Source organism: Pseudomonas kuykendallii (assembly GCF_900106975.1).
Classification (GTDB): domain Bacteria; phylum Pseudomonadota; class Gammaproteobacteria; order Pseudomonadales; family Pseudomonadaceae; genus Pseudomonas_O; species Pseudomonas_O kuykendallii.
The window spans coordinates 618,191-633,563 of record NZ_FNNU01000002.1; the positions used below are offsets into that span (position 1 = coordinate 618,191).

Annotated in this window: 11 protein-coding genes; 3 read left to right on the forward strand and 8 right to left on the reverse strand. The window is 67.2% G+C overall.

Annotated features, from left to right (window positions below; all coding sequences use genetic code 11):
• Nucleotides 1–154 precede the first annotated feature (154 nt).
• Nucleotides 155–862: a tetratricopeptide repeat protein gene (locus tag BLV15_RS08025; protein ID WP_090226358.1), complete on the reverse strand. Its 708-nt coding sequence runs from the start codon at nt 860–862 to the stop codon at nt 155–157.
• Nucleotides 859–1,539: a Fe2+-dependent dioxygenase gene (locus tag BLV15_RS08030; RefSeq protein WP_090226361.1), complete on the reverse strand. Its 681-nt coding sequence runs from the start codon at nt 1,537–1,539 to the stop codon at nt 859–861. The genes BLV15_RS08025 and BLV15_RS08030 overlap by 4 nt, the downstream gene beginning before the upstream one ends.
• Nucleotides 1,540–1,794: 255 nt before the next feature.
• On the opposite strand from BLV15_RS08030, the gene BLV15_RS08035 reads away from it, so the two are divergent.
• Both BLV15_RS08035 and BLV15_RS08040 read left to right on the forward strand, forming a co-directional pair.
• Nucleotides 1,795–4,047 carry a TonB-dependent receptor gene (locus BLV15_RS08035; RefSeq protein ID WP_245728150.1) on the forward strand — a complete coding sequence of 751 codons (2,253 nt, stop codon included), beginning with the start codon at nt 1,795–1,797 and terminating at the stop codon, nt 4,045–4,047.
• Between the two features lie 223 nt (nt 4,048–4,270).
• Complete coding sequence (locus BLV15_RS08040; protein WP_090226366.1) at nt 4,271–6,814, forward strand: sulfite reductase flavoprotein subunit alpha; 2,544 nt, start codon at nt 4,271–4,273, stop codon at nt 6,812–6,814.
• Between the two features lie 103 nt (nt 6,815–6,917).
• Here BLV15_RS08040 and BLV15_RS08045 read toward each other — a convergent pair whose 3' ends face one another.
• The 6 genes from BLV15_RS08045 to BLV15_RS08070 form a co-directional block, all read right to left on the reverse strand.
• The gene (locus BLV15_RS08045) at nt 6,918–7,889 is read right to left on the reverse strand and encodes a peptide ABC transporter ATP-binding protein (RefSeq protein ID WP_090226369.1); all 972 of its coding nucleotides are present in this window, start codon (nt 7,887–7,889) and stop codon (nt 6,918–6,920) included.
• Nucleotides 7,886–8,854, reverse strand: coding sequence for an ABC transporter ATP-binding protein (locus tag BLV15_RS08050; protein WP_090226372.1), 969 nt, complete (start codon nt 8,852–8,854; stop codon nt 7,886–7,888). The genes BLV15_RS08045 and BLV15_RS08050 overlap by 4 nt, the downstream gene beginning before the upstream one ends.
• A 400-nt stretch (nt 8,855–9,254) precedes the next feature.
• On the reverse strand, nt 9,255–10,166 hold the full coding sequence (locus tag BLV15_RS08055) for an ABC transporter permease subunit (protein WP_090226375.1): 912 nt from the start codon (nt 10,164–10,166) through the stop codon (nt 9,255–9,257).
• Between the two features lie 120 nt (nt 10,167–10,286).
• Nucleotides 10,287–11,297 carry an ABC transporter permease subunit gene (locus BLV15_RS08060; RefSeq protein WP_090226377.1) on the reverse strand — a complete coding sequence of 337 codons (1,011 nt, stop codon included), beginning with the start codon at nt 11,295–11,297 and terminating at the stop codon, nt 10,287–10,289.
• 79 nt (nt 11,298–11,376) lie between these two features.
• The gene (locus BLV15_RS08065; RefSeq protein ID WP_090226380.1) at nt 11,377–12,993 is read right to left on the reverse strand and encodes an ABC transporter substrate-binding protein; all 1,617 of its coding nucleotides are present in this window, start codon (nt 12,991–12,993) and stop codon (nt 11,377–11,379) included.
• 129 nt (nt 12,994–13,122) lie between these two features.
• Nucleotides 13,123–13,830: an SIMPL domain-containing protein gene (locus tag BLV15_RS08070; protein WP_090226382.1), complete on the reverse strand. Its 708-nt coding sequence runs from the start codon at nt 13,828–13,830 to the stop codon at nt 13,123–13,125.
• 255 nt (nt 13,831–14,085) lie between these two features.
• Between BLV15_RS08070 and BLV15_RS08080 the strand changes: the two genes are divergently transcribed.
• The gene (locus BLV15_RS08080) at nt 14,086–15,345 is read left to right on the forward strand and encodes an ATP-binding protein (protein WP_090226387.1); all 1,260 of its coding nucleotides are present in this window, start codon (nt 14,086–14,088) and stop codon (nt 15,343–15,345) included.
• Nucleotides 15,346–15,373: the final 28 nt, after the last annotated feature.

The following is a 15,373-nucleotide window of genomic DNA, read 5'->3' on the forward strand; positions in this document are numbered from 1 at the left end:
TGACGCTCGCTCGAAAGCCCCGCCTTGGCGGGGCTTTTTGTTGGCCGTGGGTGCGGTGCGCATGGCGCACCCTACGGAAGCCGCTCATCCGGCGTAGGGTGCGCCGCGCGCACCGCCGGTCCCCAGGCAGGCGGCGTTGCGTAACCACGCGGTTTCAGGCGTTTTCCATCTGCCGCTGCATGGCCTGGTATTCCCCGGCAACTTCGCGGATGCCCGGCAGCGTCGAGTTGAGGAGGACTTGCCTCGCGCTCTCGATGAACCCTGGCGTGGCCGTGGTCAACGCCTTGCGCAGCCAGGCGATGGCTTCATCCAGCCGGCCTTCCTCGGCCAGGGCGGCGGCGTGGTTGTACTGGCCGCGGAAATCGCCGCCCAGGGCGGCGCGCTCGTAGAGTTCGCGCGCCTTGGCCTGGTCGGCCGGCACCACCACGCCCTCGGCGTAGAAGCGCCCGAGCAGGTTCATCGACTTCGCGTGGCCCATCTCCGCCGCCTGGACGAACAGACGGAAGGCCTGCGCCATGTCCTGCGCAACGCCACGGCCACGGGTCAACAGCTGCGCGTAGTTGTAGAGGCCCCAGTCCAGGCCGAGCGCGGCGGCCCGCTGGAAGTGCCGCGCCGCTTCGACCAGGTCGATATCGCAGCCCCAGCCGTTTTCCAGGCAGCGGCCGACCATGTTCAGGGCCATCGGATTGTTCTGCGCGGCGGCGATGCGGAACCACGTCAGCGCCAGCTTCGGGTCGCGGGCGATGCCGCTGCCATCGAGAAGGATCTGTCCCAGATGGGCCTGCGCATCGGCGTCGCCCCGTCCGGCGGCCAGCAACAGCAATCGCGCACGCTGGCGCAGCTCGCTCTGCTCGGAACTCATACTTCGGCCCAGCGGCGCAGCAGGTTGTGGTAGGTGCCGGTGAGGGTCAGCAGTGACGGATGATCGGGCATGTCCGCGGTCAGCCCCTGGATCGCCTGGTCCATCTCGAACAGCAGGGTGCGCTGGCTGTCCTCGCGAATCATGCTCTGGGTCCAGAAGAACGAGGCGTAGCGCGTGCCGCGGGTCACCGGCATGACCTTGTGCCGGCTGGTGCCGGGGTAGACCACCAGGTCGCCGGCGGCGAACTTCACCTGGCGCACGCCGTAGGTGTCCTCGATGACCAGCTCGCCACCCTCGTACTCGTCGGGGTCGCTGAAGAACAGCGTGGAGGACACGTCGGTGCGCACCTGTTCCGCGCTGCCGCGCACCTTGCGAATGGCGTTGTCGATGTGAAAACCGAAGGTGCCGCCGTCGCGGTAGCGGTTGAACATCGGCGGGTAGGCCTTGTTCGGCAGCGCCGCGGAGAAGAACAGCGGGTGCTGCCAGAGCCGTTGCAGCATCGCCTCGGCGATTTCCCGGGCCAGCGGATCGTCTTCGGCCAACTGTTCGTTGGATTTCGCCTTCACCGACTGGTAACCGGCCGTGACACGCCCGTCGATCCATTGGGCGCCTTCCAGTGCCTGGCGAATGCGGGTGACTTCGTCACGGGTGAAGACTTGGGGAATGTGCAGCAGCATGGTGGCCGATCCAGAAAATTGAGTAAGGCGGAGCCGCATGTCGTCATGCTTTGATGGCGCTCCAGACGCGAACGGAAGGCAGATGTGATTTTTTGCTAAATGGGAAAGAATTTCAATTGAAAACGTTTCAACTCTGAAATAAATTGCGCCCCTTCAACAACGGGGGGGTAGACAATGAAGTCTCAAAGCGCCAACGACGCCAACGTTTCAACGCAGCGGGTTCTCGCATCCGCGATCGGAGTTGCCATCACCGCCATGTCGGGGGGCCACGCGTTCGCCGCTGACGCGCCGAAGAAAGGCGAGGCGATCACGCTGGAAAGCGCCACTGCCGTGGGCGAGCAGGAGCAGGAGCAGAACTACAAGGTCGACGAGGTCTCCTCGCCCAAGTACACCGCTCCGCTGCGCGATACGCCGCAGACGATCACCGTGGTGCCCCACCAGGTCATCGAGGATCAGAACCTGCTGACCATGCGCGACATCCTCAGCACCGTGCCGGGCATCACCTTCGGCGCGGGCGAGGGCGGCGGCGGATACGGCGACAGCATCAACCTGCGCGGTTTCTCGGCGAACAACGACATTCAGGTCGATGGCGTGCGCGACAGCGCCCAGTACAGCCGCACCGATCCCTTCAACCTGGAACAGATCGAAGTCGTCAACGGCGCCAGCTCGGTGTACTCCGGCTCGGGCTCGGTGGGCGGTACGATCAACATCGTCACCAAGTCGCCTCAGCAGCGTGACTTCACCACCCTCAGCGGCGGGCTGGGCACCGACAACTACACGCGTGCCACGCTCGATACCAACCAGCACCTGAACGACACCACCGCGTTCCGCCTGAACCTGATGGCGCATGCCAACGACGCCCCCGGCCGTGACCACGAGGACTTCGAGCGCTGGGGCATCGCGCCGTCCATCGCGTTCGGACTCGGCACGCCCACCCGTGTGACGGTCAGCTACGAGCACCAGAAAGACGACAACCTCCCGCAGTTCGGCGTGCCCATCTACAACGGCAAGCTGCTACCCGGCGTCGACTGGGACAATTACTACGGCTATCGCAACGCCAACAAGCAGGAAATCAGCACCGACGCCCTCAGCCTGAAACTCGAGCACGACTTCAACGACGCGGTGTCGATTCGCAACTTCAGTCGGGCGGCGCGCGTTCGTCAGGAAACCTGGGTTTCCGGCCCCGAAGGCGCTTCGACGGCGTGTCTGGCCACTGGCGTGACGCCTGCCGGTGGCGCTTGCGCCGGTACGCTTGCGCCCGGTTTCTTCCAGCCGAGCGGCGGTTCGCTGGGTAACGCGCGAGACACCGAAAACAGGATCTTCACCAACCAGACGGACGTGACCAGCAACTTCTCCACCGGCTTCATCGACCACACTCTGGTCACCGGGGTGGCCTTTACCCGCGAGGAATACGACGCGAAAACCGGCAACTGGATGCGCAACGCCGATGGCAGCTCGACCGGAATCGTGATTCCGCCCGTCAGCATCAGCGATCCCGAATCCTACTGGGGCGGCCCGATCAACTTCACCCGCACCGCGAAGATCGACGGCGAGCTGGACAACCGCGCGGCCTACGCCTTCGACACGCTGAAGTTCAACGAGCAGTGGGAGCTGAACGGCGGCGTGCGCTACGAGCGCAACGAGGGCAGTTCGAAGTCGGACGCCATCAATGCCACCACCGGTGCGGTCACGCCGGGCACCCGCTACCACAACAGCGACGACCTGACCTCCTATCGCCTCGGCCTGGTCTACAAACCGGCGGAAAACGGCAGCATCTACGTGGCCTACGGCAACACCAAGACGCCGTCGCAATCCTCGGTAAACGGTGGTTGCTTCAGTGCCGGCCGTGGCACCACCCCGTCCAGCAACAACTGCGACGCCGATCCGGAAAAATCCATCAGCTACGAAATCGGCACCAAGTGGGACTTCTTCCAGGACGCGCTGTCGCTGACTGCCTCGGTGTTCCGTAACGATCGGACCAACTACAAGGTGGCCAGCAACGACCCGAGCAACCTGTCCGGCGAGCAGGCGCTCGATGGCCAGGCACGCGTCGACGGCATCGCGTTGGGCGTATCGGGCTTGATCACCGAGAAGTGGAAAGTCTTCGCCAACTACACCTACCTGGACACCGAAGTGCTGCAGAGCGTCAGCGACTACACCCAGGAAACCACCGGCATCGACGCCCAGAAAGGCAATCCGCTGACCTTCACCCCCAAGCACGCCGCGAGCATCTGGACGACCTACGATCTGCCGTACAACCTGCAGCTCGGCTACGGTCTGACCACCCAGAGCAAGCAGTACCTGGCCAGCACCGACAATGCTCCGACGGCCTCCGGGTATACCGTCCACCGCGCGATGCTCGGCTACAAGGTCAACCGCAATCTCGACCTGCGGCTGAACGTCAACAACCTGTTCGACAAGCACTACCTCACGCGCATCCGCAACAACGGCTGGGCAACCCCGGGTGATGGCCGCGCCGCGATCCTGACCGCCAACTACAGCTTCTAGAGAGCTCCACGCCAAGCCCCGCTGCAGTTCGCTGCACCGGGGCTTCGTCGTACCCGGGCGGTAATGACGGATAGGTAAGCAACAGGTAAATAGCGCGAGAAAACCTGCCTTTGAAAGTTTTTCTCAAATAGAATTTACTCCCGTTTGGCGCTGCCAAACGAATCATTCAATTCCACGCAGGGATGCGCGCGTCGCACTGCCCAGCCGCGCGAAGGTGACCCAGGTGTTCAAGAAAACGATCTTCCAGCTGCACTGGTTCTTCGGCATCAGCGCCGGCCTCGTGCTGGCGCTGATGGGGCTGACCGGGGCGATCTACGAGTTCCAGGACGAGATTCTCGAGCTGATCAACCCGCAGATGCAGGTCGAGCGCCGCGATGCGCAGGTGCTGCCGCTGGGCGAGCTGGCAGCCAGGGCGCAGGCGTTGGAAGGCAAGACGGTGTCGGGCGTCTACCTGATCCTCGGCGACGGCGATCCGGCGCGGGTGTTCTTCACCCCGCCGCCGGGCGAAAGGCGTGGCGCCATGCGTTTTCTCGATCCCTACACCGGCGATGCGATGGGCGAGCCGCGCGGCATGGGCTTCTTCGCCTTCGTGCTGCAGTTGCACCGCTTCCTCGCGGCTGGCGAGGTCGGCAAGCAGATCACCGCCGCCAGCACCCTGGCGCTGGTGTTCTTCTGTCTCTCCGGCCTCTACCTGCGCTGGCCGCGCAAGGCGCTGAACTGGCGCGCCTGGCTGACCCTGGACTGGGCGAAGAAGGGCCGCGCCTTCAACTGGGACCTGCATGCCGTGGCCGGCACCTGGTGCCTGGTGTTCTACCTCTGCGCGGCGCTGACCGGGCTCACCTGGTCCTACGACTGGTTCCGCGACGGCGCCAACCGCCTGCTCGGCGACGCGCCGGCCGGGCAGCAGGGCAAGCGCGGTGAAGGCCGCGGCCGACCGGGCGGGCAAGCGCCGGGGAGCGTGCCGACAGCGGCCCCGGTGGTCGACTTCGACCTGCTCTGGAACAGCATCCGGCAGACCGCCGGCGACCGCCTGGCGGGCTACAACCTGCGCCTGCCGCCGGCGGCGGGCCAGCCGGCCACGGTGTTCTACCTGCTCGAGGATTCGCCGCACCCGCGCGCGCTGAACCAGATCCAGCTGGATACCGCGACCGGCAAGGTGCTGCGCCACGAGCGCTATGCCGACAAGAACCTCGGCCCGCAACTGCTGATCAGCATCTACGCGCTGCACACCGGCGAGTATTTCGGCCTGCCCGGCCGCATCCTGATGATGCTGGCCAGCCTGGGCATGCCGCTGTTCTTCATCACTGGTTGGCTGCTCTACCTCGACCGCCGCCGCAAGAAACGCGAAATTCGCGCGGCGCGTGTCGGCGTGGCCGGCGATTCGTCGGCGCAGGGCTGGCTGATCGGTTTCGCCAGCCAGAGCGGTTTCGCCGAACAGCTGGCCTGGCGCGCCGCCGGGCAGTTGCAGGCCGCCGGCGTCCCGGTGCAGGTGCAACCGCTGATGCGCATCGACGAACAGGCGCTGCGCCAGACGCGCAATGCGCTGTTCGTGGTCAGCACCTTCGGCGACGGCGAGGCGCCGGACAACGCCCGTAGCTTCGAGCGCAAGATGCTCGGCCAGCGTATCGACCTGGGCAGCCTGCATTACGCGGTGCTGGCGTTGGGCGATCGCCAGTACCAGCAGTTCTGCGGGTTCGCCCGCCGCGTCGACGCCTGGCTCAGCGGCGCCGGCGCCCGCGCGCTGTTCGACGCGGTGGAGGTGGATGACGGCGACAGCGCGGCCATCGCCGATTGGCAGCTGCGCCTGAACGAAGTCACCGGCACCCGTGGGCCGCTGGAGGTCGCGCCGGTGCCGTTCGACAGCTGGCCGCTGCAGCGCCGCGTCTGCCTCAACCCCGGCAGCCAGGGCGCGCCGACCTTCCTCGTCGGCCTGGCGCCACGCGCGGACTGGTGCGCCGGCGACATCCTCGAAGTGTTGCCGCGGCATCCGCCGGAGAGGGTGCGGCGTTGGCTAGACGGCCACGGCCTGGTCGCGGATGCGCCGGTGACGCTGGACGGGCTCGGCCTGTCGCTGCTCGACGCGCTGTGCACGCGGCAACTGCCGGACAGCTTCGTCCATCTGGTCGGGCTGCACCCACAGGCGCTGCTGGACGCGCTGGTGCCGCTGGGCATGCGCGAATACTCCATCGCCTCGCTGCCTTCGGACGGTGTGCTCGAGCTGATCGTGCGCCAGGAATTCCACCCCGACGGCAGCCTCGGCCTCGGCTCCGGCTGGCTCAGCGAACATGCGCCGCTGGACGCCGGGGTGCGTGCGCGGGTGCGCCGCAACAGCGCCTTCCATGTTCCTGAGGATGACCGCCCGCTGATCCTGATCGGCAACGGCAGCGGCCTGGCCGGTCTGCGCAGCCTGCTGAAGGCGCGCATCGCCGCCGGGCAGCGGCGCAACTGGCTGCTCTTCGGCGAGCGCAACCGCGCCCACGACTTCTACTGTGCCGAGGAAATCCAGGCCTGGCTGGCGAGCGGCGAGCTGCAGCGGCTCGACCTGGCGTTCTCCCGTGACCAGGAGCGCAAGCGCTATGTGCAGGATGCGCTCGGGGAAAACCTCGACGAGCTGCGCCGCTGGCTGGAGCAGGGTGCCTCGATCTACGTCTGCGGAAGCCTGGTGGGCATGGCCGGTGGCGTCGATGCGCTGCTGCTGGAGGCGCTCGGCGAGCAGGGCCTGGCCGACCTCACCGAAGCCGGGCGCTATCGGCGGGATGTGTACTGAGGCGGCGGTACACCGTGCGCGTTTGGATGACGGTGGGTGAGTGAATGGTGGGCTGAAGCCCACCCTACAACCCGGAGCGGCGGCGTGCAGGGGCGATACACCGTTACGCGACGCCAACCTCTCCGGCGTAATGGCAGGCGACCAGGCGCTCGTCCAGCGGGCGGAATGCCGGGACTTCCTGGCGGCAGCGTTCGGTCGCGTAGGGGCAACGCGGGTGGAACACGCAGCCGGACGGTGGATCGAGCGGGTTGGGCAGCTCGCCGCCGAGCCTGATCTTCGGCCTGTTCGGGTCCGGGTGCAGGGTCGGCGTGGCCGACAGCAGCGCCTGGGTGTAGGGGTGCAGCGGTCGGTCATGAACCCGTTCGCTGGGTCCCAGCTCCATCGGCCGGCCGAGGTACATCACCAGCACCCGGTCGGCGACGTGCTGCACCACCGAGAGGTTGTGCGAGATGAACACGTAGGCGGTGCCGAATTCTTCCTGCAGGTCCATGAACAGGTTCAGCACCTGCGCCTGGATCGACACGTCCAGCGCCGAGGTCGGCTCGTCGGCCACCAGCACCTTGGGCCCCAGCATCATCGCCCGGGCGATGGCGATGCGCTGGCGCTGGCCACCGGAAAACATGTGCGGGTAGCGCGGGTAGTGCTCGGGGCGCAGGCCGACCTGGCGCATCATCGCCTGCACCCGCTCCTGACGTTCGGCGCGCGACAGCCCGGTGTTGATCAACAGAGGCTCGGCCAGCTGGTCGCCGATCTTCTGCCGCGGATTGAGCGAGGCGTAGGGACTCTGGAAGACCATCTGTACGTCGCGGCGCAGCTGTTTGCGCTCGGCCTTGCTGGCGCCAGTGACTTCCTGCCCGGCGATCTGCAGTGAGCCGGAGGTGGGCTGCTCGATCAGCGTCAGCGCGCGCGCCAGAGTCGACTTGCCGCAGCCGGATTCGCCGACCACCGCCAGGGTCTGCCCGGCTTCCAGCGCGAAGGAGATGCCGTCCAGCGCACGGACCACGGCGTTCTCCCTGAACAGCCCGCGCGACACCTGGTAATGGCGGGCCAGGTCGCGGGCGACCAGAACGCTCATACGAGCCCCTCCTGATTACGCGGATGAAAGCAGCGCGCCAGGCTCTGCGCCTTGGCCTCCAGCGGCGGGCGCCGTGCCCGGCAATCGTCCTGCACGTAGGGACAACGCGGCGACAGCAGGCAGCCGTGCGGGCGGTCGTAACGGCCGGGGACGATGCCCGGCAGCGTCGCCAGCCGCCGCGCGCCGCGGCTGTGCTCGGGAATCGCCGCCAGCAGCGCCTCGCTGTAGGGGTGCGCCGGCCGCTCGAACAGCGTCGGGATGTGGCCGACCTCCACCGCTTCGCCGGCGTACATCACGCACACCCGCCGGGCGGTTTCGGCGACCACCGCGAGGTCGTGGGTGATCAGGATCAGCGCCATGCCGCGGTCGCGTTGCAGGTCCAGCAGCAGGTGCATGATCTGCGCCTGGATGGTCACGTCGAGGGCGGTGGTCGGTTCGTCGGCGATCAGCAGCTTGGGTTCGCCGGCGATCGCCATGGCGATCGCCACGCGCTGGCTCATGCCGCCGGAAAGCTGGTGCGGATAGGCGTCTAAGCGGCTCGCCGCGGCCGGTATTTCCACCCGTTCGAGCAGCGCCAGCGCGCGCTGGCGGGCGGCGCGGCCCTTGAGGCCGAGGTGCTGGCGCAGCACTTCCTCGATCTGGAAACCCACCGTGTAGCTGGGATTGAGGGCGGTCATCGGGTCCTGGAAGACCATCGCCAGGTCCTTGCCGACGATGCGCCGCCGCTGCCGTGGCGTGAGGCGCAGCATGTCGCTGCCGTCGAAGCGCAGAACATCCGCGCCGACGATGCCGGGCGCATCGACCAGGCCCATCAGCGCCAGCATGGTCACGGATTTGCCCGAGCCCGACTCGCCGACGATCGCCAGCACCTCGCCGGCCTCCACCGTGAGGTCCAGCGCATCGACCACCGGTGGCGCGTCGGCGCCGAAGCGCACGGAGAGGTTGCGGATTTCCAGCAGGCTCATGGGGCGGCCTCCGTCATCAGGCGTGGCGCCCCTCGCAGGCTGGACGATTCATCCGCCCACCGTCGTGGGGCCTCGGCGAGGAGGTATCGGTGCGCGTGGAGCATCCTACGGGGACAGGTGTTGCACGGTGCGCCGTGTGCACCGGAGCCTCGCAGGATGGACGACGCTTCACCCGTCCACCGTGGTGGGGCCTCGGCGAGGGGGTATCGGTGCGCACGGCGCACCCTACGGATATCGGCGCTGTAGGGTGCGCCGCGCGCACCGGAGCCTCGCAGGATGGACGACGCTTCACCCGTCCACCGTCGTGGGGCCTTGGCGAGGGGGTATCGGTGCGCACAGCGCACCCTACGGATATCGGCGCTGTAGGGTGCGCCGCGCGCACCGGCGAGGATTCTTTTCATCAGGCGGCGTTCTTCAGTTTCGGGTCCAGCGCGTCGCGCAGCCCGTCGCCCATCAGGTTGATCGCCAGCACGCTGAGCAGGATGGTCAGGCCTGGCAGCGAGACCACCCACCAGGCGCGCTCGATGTAATCGCGCGCCGACGCCAGCATGGTGCCCCACTCGGGCGTCGGCGGTTGCACGCCGAGGCCGAGAAAGCCCAGCGCGGCGGCGTCGAGGATCGCCGAGGAAAAACTCAGCGTCGCCTGCACGATCAGCGGCGCCATGCAGTTCGGCAGCACGGTGACGAACATCAGCCGCGGCAGCCCGGCCCCGGCCAGGCGCGCGGCGGTGACGTAGTCGCGTTGCACTTCGACCATCACCGAGGCGCGGGTCAGGCGCACGTAGGCGGGCAGCGAGACGATGGCGATCGCGATCACCGTGTTGATCAGTCCGGGCCCGAGGATGGCGACGATGGCCACCGCCAGCAGCAGCGACGGCAGTGCCAGCATGATGTCCATCAAACGCATGATCGAAGGGCCGAGCAGGCGCGGGGAGAAGCCGGCGAGCAGGCCGAGGAGCACGCCGGGGATCAGCGACATCGCCACCGAGGCCAGGCCGATCAGCAGCGACAGGCGCGCGCCGTGTATCAGCCGCGAAAGCAGGTCGCGGCCCAGCTCGTCGGTGCCTAGGAGGAACTGCGCCTGGCCGGCGTCCAGCCAGGCCGGCGGGGTGAGCAGGAAGTCGCGGTACTGCTCGCTGGGGTCGTGGGGCGCGACCCAGGGCGCGAACAGCGCGCAGAAGACGATCAGCAACAGGAACGCCAGCCCGCCCAGCGCGCCCCGGTTGCTGGCGAACGCCTTGCAGAACTCGCGAAACGGCGAGGGGTAGAGCAGGCTCGGGTCGGTGGCCGCCAGCGGCGTTGGTTCAGCCATGCAGCACCTCGCCCGCGGTTTGCCCTGTTCGTAGGGTGGATGACGTTCCACCCATCCACCGTCGCGGCGTTACGAGGGTGGGCGAACAACGTGTCATCCACGCTGCGTGTTTAACGCTGTTCATCGTTGATGCCTTATCCGCGGATTGACCAGCCCGTAGAGGATATCCACCACGAAGTTCACCAGGATCACCAGGCAGGCGATCAGCAGGATGCCGTTTTGCACCACCGGGTAGTCGCGCGCGCCGATCGCCTCGATCAGCCACTTGCCGATGCCCGGCCAGGAAAAGATGGTTTCGGTGAGCACCGCGCCGGCGAGCAATGCGCCAACCTGCAGGCCGAACACCGTGAGCACCGGGATCAGCGCGTTACGCAGCGCATGCACGACCACCACGCGGGTCGGCGACAGGCCCTTGGCGCGCGCGGTGCGCACGTAATCCTCGCGCAGCACCTCGAGCATCGCCGAGCGGGTCATCCGCGCGATCACCGCCAGCGGGATGGTGCCGAGCACGATGGCCGGCAGGATCAGGTGGCGCAGTGCGTCGAGGAACGCGCCGTCCTCGTCGCTGAGCAGGGTGTCGATGAGCATGAAGCCGGTGACCGGCGGGACGTCGAAGAGCAGGTCGAGGCGGTCCGACACCGGCGTCCAGCCCAGGTACACCGAGAAGAACATGATCAGGACCAGCCCCCACCAGAAGATCGGCATCGAATAGCCGGTGAGCGCCAGGCCCATCACCCCGTGATCGATCGCCGACCCGCGCCTGAGCGCGGCGACCACCCCGGCGCCCAGGCCGAGCACGCTGGCGAAGATCAGCGCGGCGAACGCCAGCTCCAGGGTCGCCGGGAACAGCGCGAGGAACTCGCGCCAGACGCTCTCCTGGCTGCGCAGCGACTGGCCGAGATCGCCGTGGGAGAGGGCGCCGATGTAGTCCAGGTATTGCGCATAGAGCGGCTTGTCCAGGCCGAGGCGGTGCATGGCTTCGGCGTGCATCTGCGGGTCGACGCGGCGCTCGCCCATCATCACTTCCACCGGATCGCCGGGGATCAGGCGGATCAGCGCGAAGGTCAGCAGGGTGACGCCGAAGAACGTCGGTATCAGCAAGCCCAGCCGGCGGGCGATGAAGGACAGCATGCTAGGTAGGCGCTCTCATCAGGTCGGGCATCGGTCAGGCGCTCCGGTTGCAATCGCGGTGATGACGCGGGAGCGCTGCCTAAGGTGCATAGCGCACCTTGGCGTAATTGTTCGAGCCCAGCGGGCTGAGGACGAAGCCTTGCACATCCCCGCGCTGCACGGCGAACTGTTTGGGGTAGGCCAGCGGTAGCCAGGGCGCCTGCTGGGTGAAGATCCCCAGCGCCTGGCGATACAGCGCGGCGCGCTGGGCCTGGTCGCTCAGGCCGCGGGCGCGGGCGATCAGCGCGTCGAATTCGGCGTTGCACCAGCCGGCCTGGTTCTCCCCGGACTTCGCCGCAGCGCACGACAGGTTCGGCGTGAGGAAATTGTCCGGGTCGCCGTTGTCGCCGCTCCAGCCCATGAACACTAGGTCGTGCTCGCCATTCTTCGCGCGCTTGATCAGCTCGCCCCACTCGAACACCCGCACCTCGGCCTGCACGCCGATGGCGGCCAGGTCGGCCTGCAGCATCTGCGCGCCGATGCCCGGATTGGGGTTGGTCGGGCCGCCGCCGGGGCGGGTCCAGATGCTCAGCCTGAAGCCGTCGGCGTGGCCGGAATCCGCCAGCAGCTGCCGTGCGCGCTGCGGATCGTACGGCCAGCCGGCGAGCGTTTCGTCCTGGCCCCAGAGCGTCGGCGGGTACGGCGCCACCGCCGGGCTGGCATTGCCCTCGCCGAACTGCGCGCGCAGGTAGGCCGGCTTGTCGAAGGCCAGGTTGATCGCCTGGCGCACGCGCGGATCATCGAGTGGCGGATGGCGCACGTTGAGGGCGATGTAGGCGACCATCAGCGAATCCAGCTCGAGCACTTTCAGGTCGGGCTCGCTCTTCAGCTGGGCGATATCGGTGGGCCGCGGGTACACGGCGATCTGGCAGTCGCCGGCCTTGAGCTTCTGCTGGCGCACGTTCGGATCAGGCGTGATGGCGAAGATCAGCCGGTCCATCGGCGGCGCGCCGTCCCAGTAGTCCGGGTTGCCGCGAAAGCGGATCTGCGCGTCCTTGGCGTAGCGCTCGAAGATGAACGGTCCGGTGCCGATCGGCTCGCTGTTGAGCTTCTCCGGCGTGCCGGCGGCGAGCAGTTGCGCGGCGTATTCGGCCGAGTAGATCGATGCGAAACCCATCGCCAGGTCGGCGAGGAAGGGCGCTTCCGGGTGGCGCAGGACGAAGCGCACCTGGTAGTCATCGAGTTTCTCGATGCGCTCGATCAGCTCGCCAAGGGCCATCGATTCGAAATACGGGAAGCCGCGCGGCGACAGCGCATGCCACGGATGCTGCGGGTCGAGCTGGCGCTGGAAGCTCCAGAGCACGTCGTCGGCATTGAAGTCGCGGCTCGGGGTGAAGGTCTTGCTGCGGTGGAACTTCACCCCGCGACGCAGCTGCAGGGTGTAGCTCAGGCCGTCGTCGGAGACCTGCCAGCTCTGCGCCAGCCCCGGTTCCAGCTCGGTGCTGCCCGGCACGAAGCGGATCAGCCGGTCGAACAGGGTTTCCGCCGAGGCATCGGCGGTCACCGCGGCGGTGTACTGGACGATGTCGAAGCCTTCCGGGCTGGCCTCGCTGCACACCACCAGGCTGCTCGGCGCCGCACTGGCCGCCGCCCCAGCCGCCGCACCGAGCAGGCAAACCACGAACAGGGCGGCGCGGGAGCGGCGGCGTGGGGACATGGATGATTCTCTCCGGAGCGCTGTACGAACGGCCACTCTACCTGGCGACGCCACCGGCGTCGCAGTCATGCAGCGTGCCGAGTGGTTTGTCCGCGTCGCCGTTGCACCCGGCCGCCAGGCAATGCCGGATCAGGGCATCTGCACTTCGATGACGCCGTCGGCGCTGACGGTCACCTGGCTGGTGCCGGCTTCGATTTCAGGCGTCGGCGCGGCGTCGCGCATCGCGCTTTTCATCGCCATCGCATACATCGGCCGCGGCGACTGGAAGCCGTTGCTGCTCAGGTTGAGGCTGACGATCTTGTAGGAGGAGCCGCCCAGCGCTTCGCTGGTCAGTTGGGCGCGCTCGCGGAAGGCGGCGACCGATTCCTTGAGCAGCGCGTCTTCGTTCTTCTTGCGCAACGGATCGGAGATGCTGAAGTTCATTCCGGCCATCTTCAGGTCTTTCAGCAGCTCGCCGGTGAGCTTGGACAGGGCGGCGAAATCCGAGCTTTCCAGGCGCAGTTCGGCACGTTCGCGCCAGCCGGTGATCTGCTGACCCTTATCGTCATAGATCGGGTAGCTGTTGCGGCTGCCCAGGCTGGTCTCCACGGCCTTGACCTTGCGCGCCTCGGCCAGCGAGGCGTTGATCGAGGTGGTGATGCCGGCGGCCAGCTTGGCCGGGTCGCTGTCCTGGGCTTCGCTGTAGAGCGTCACCAGCATGCGGTCGTGGGCGACTTCGCTGCTCACCTCGGCATGCAGGGAAACCTGGTTGTAGTGCAGTTCTTCGGCGTGCGCGGGCAGCGCCACCAGCGCACCGAGCAGGGCGAACAGCGCGACGGGGGAGGAAACGGCAGACATGCATGACTCCTTGAAGGATTGGCGCCAGCGGCACCTTGACGACGGTTCAGACCATCGATGCGCCGCCATGTTCTGGCTTGCTGTGCGCAGCGGCGGTGGCGTCAGCATGCCGCAGGCAGGCGTCGGTTCCAACCCGCGGCGCCGGGGGATTCGTTTCAGCGAATGCCTCAGGTTCCGGCAAATCTGCGGTGCGTTGCCGCACGCAGTGGGCACCAGGTCGGGCTTGGTATACTCCGCCGCTCATCTGGAGTGACCATGCTAGCCCCTGTCCAATTGCTCTCCGCCAGCCGCCAGAACCTCTGGCGCCTGATCCTGATCCGGGTCCTCGTGCTGGCGGCCCAGGCCGGCTCCGTGGGTTTCGCCTACGCCACCGACATCCTTCCGCTGCCCTGGGTCGAGCTCAGCATCACGCTGATGATCTCCGCGGCGTTCTGCGTCCTGGCCGCCCTGCGCCTGCGCGCGCCCTGGCCGGTGACGGAGCTGGAATACGCCGTCCAGCTGGCCTGCGACATGATCATCCACAGCCTGCTGCTGTTCTATTCGGGCGGCTCGACCAACCCCTTCGTGTCCTATTACCTGGTGCCGCTGACCATCGCCGCGGCGATCCTGCCGTGGGCCTACTCGATGGTGCTCAGCGGGCTGGCGCTCAGTTGCTACACGGTCCTGCTGATCTGGTACGAACCGCTGCACCTGAATGTCGAGCACGAGGCGATGATCATCAGCCTGCACCTGTTCGGCATGTGGATGAACTTCGCGCTGTCGGCGGCGTTCATCACCTTCTTCGTGGTCAAGATGGCGGGGGCGCTGCGTCGTCAGGACCAGTTGCAGGCAGAACGGCGCGAGGAGGGCATGCGCGACGAGCAGTTGCTGGCCGTCGCCACCCAGGCCGCCGGCGCGGCCCATGAGCTGGGCACGCCGCTGGCGACCATGAGCGTGCTGATCAAGGAGCTGCGCATCGAGCACAAGAACCCGCTGTTGCAGGAAGACCTGGCGGTTCTGCAGGAGCAGGTCCAGCTGTGCAAGGACACCCTGCAGCAACTGGTTCGCGCCGCCGAAGCTGACCGCCGTCAAGCCGTCCAGGAGCAGACTGCGCTTGAATGGCTCGAAGCGGTGCTGCGTCGTTGGCACCTGATGCGCCCGGAGGCCAGCTATCGCTTCCAGTGCATCGGCCAGGGCGCCGCGCCGCGGGTGTTGCCGCCGCCGGATCTGACCCAGGCGCTGCTCAACCTGTTGAACAACGCCGCGGATGCCTGCCCGGACGACCTGGATATCCAGCTCGGCTGGGACATCCAATGGATCGAGCTGAGCATTCGCGACCATGGTGCCGGCGTGCCACTGGCCATTGCCGAGCAACTGGGCAAGCCCTTCTTCACCACCAAGGGCAGGGGCTTCGGCCTCGGATTGTTCCTCAGCCAGGCCAGCGTCACCCGTGCCGGCGGCACGGTTAAACTTTACAACCATGAAGACGGCGGCACGCTCACCGAGCTGCGCCTGCCGCGCCGCTACAGCCTGTGACGAACGGGCGCCAGCATTTGAGGAGTGG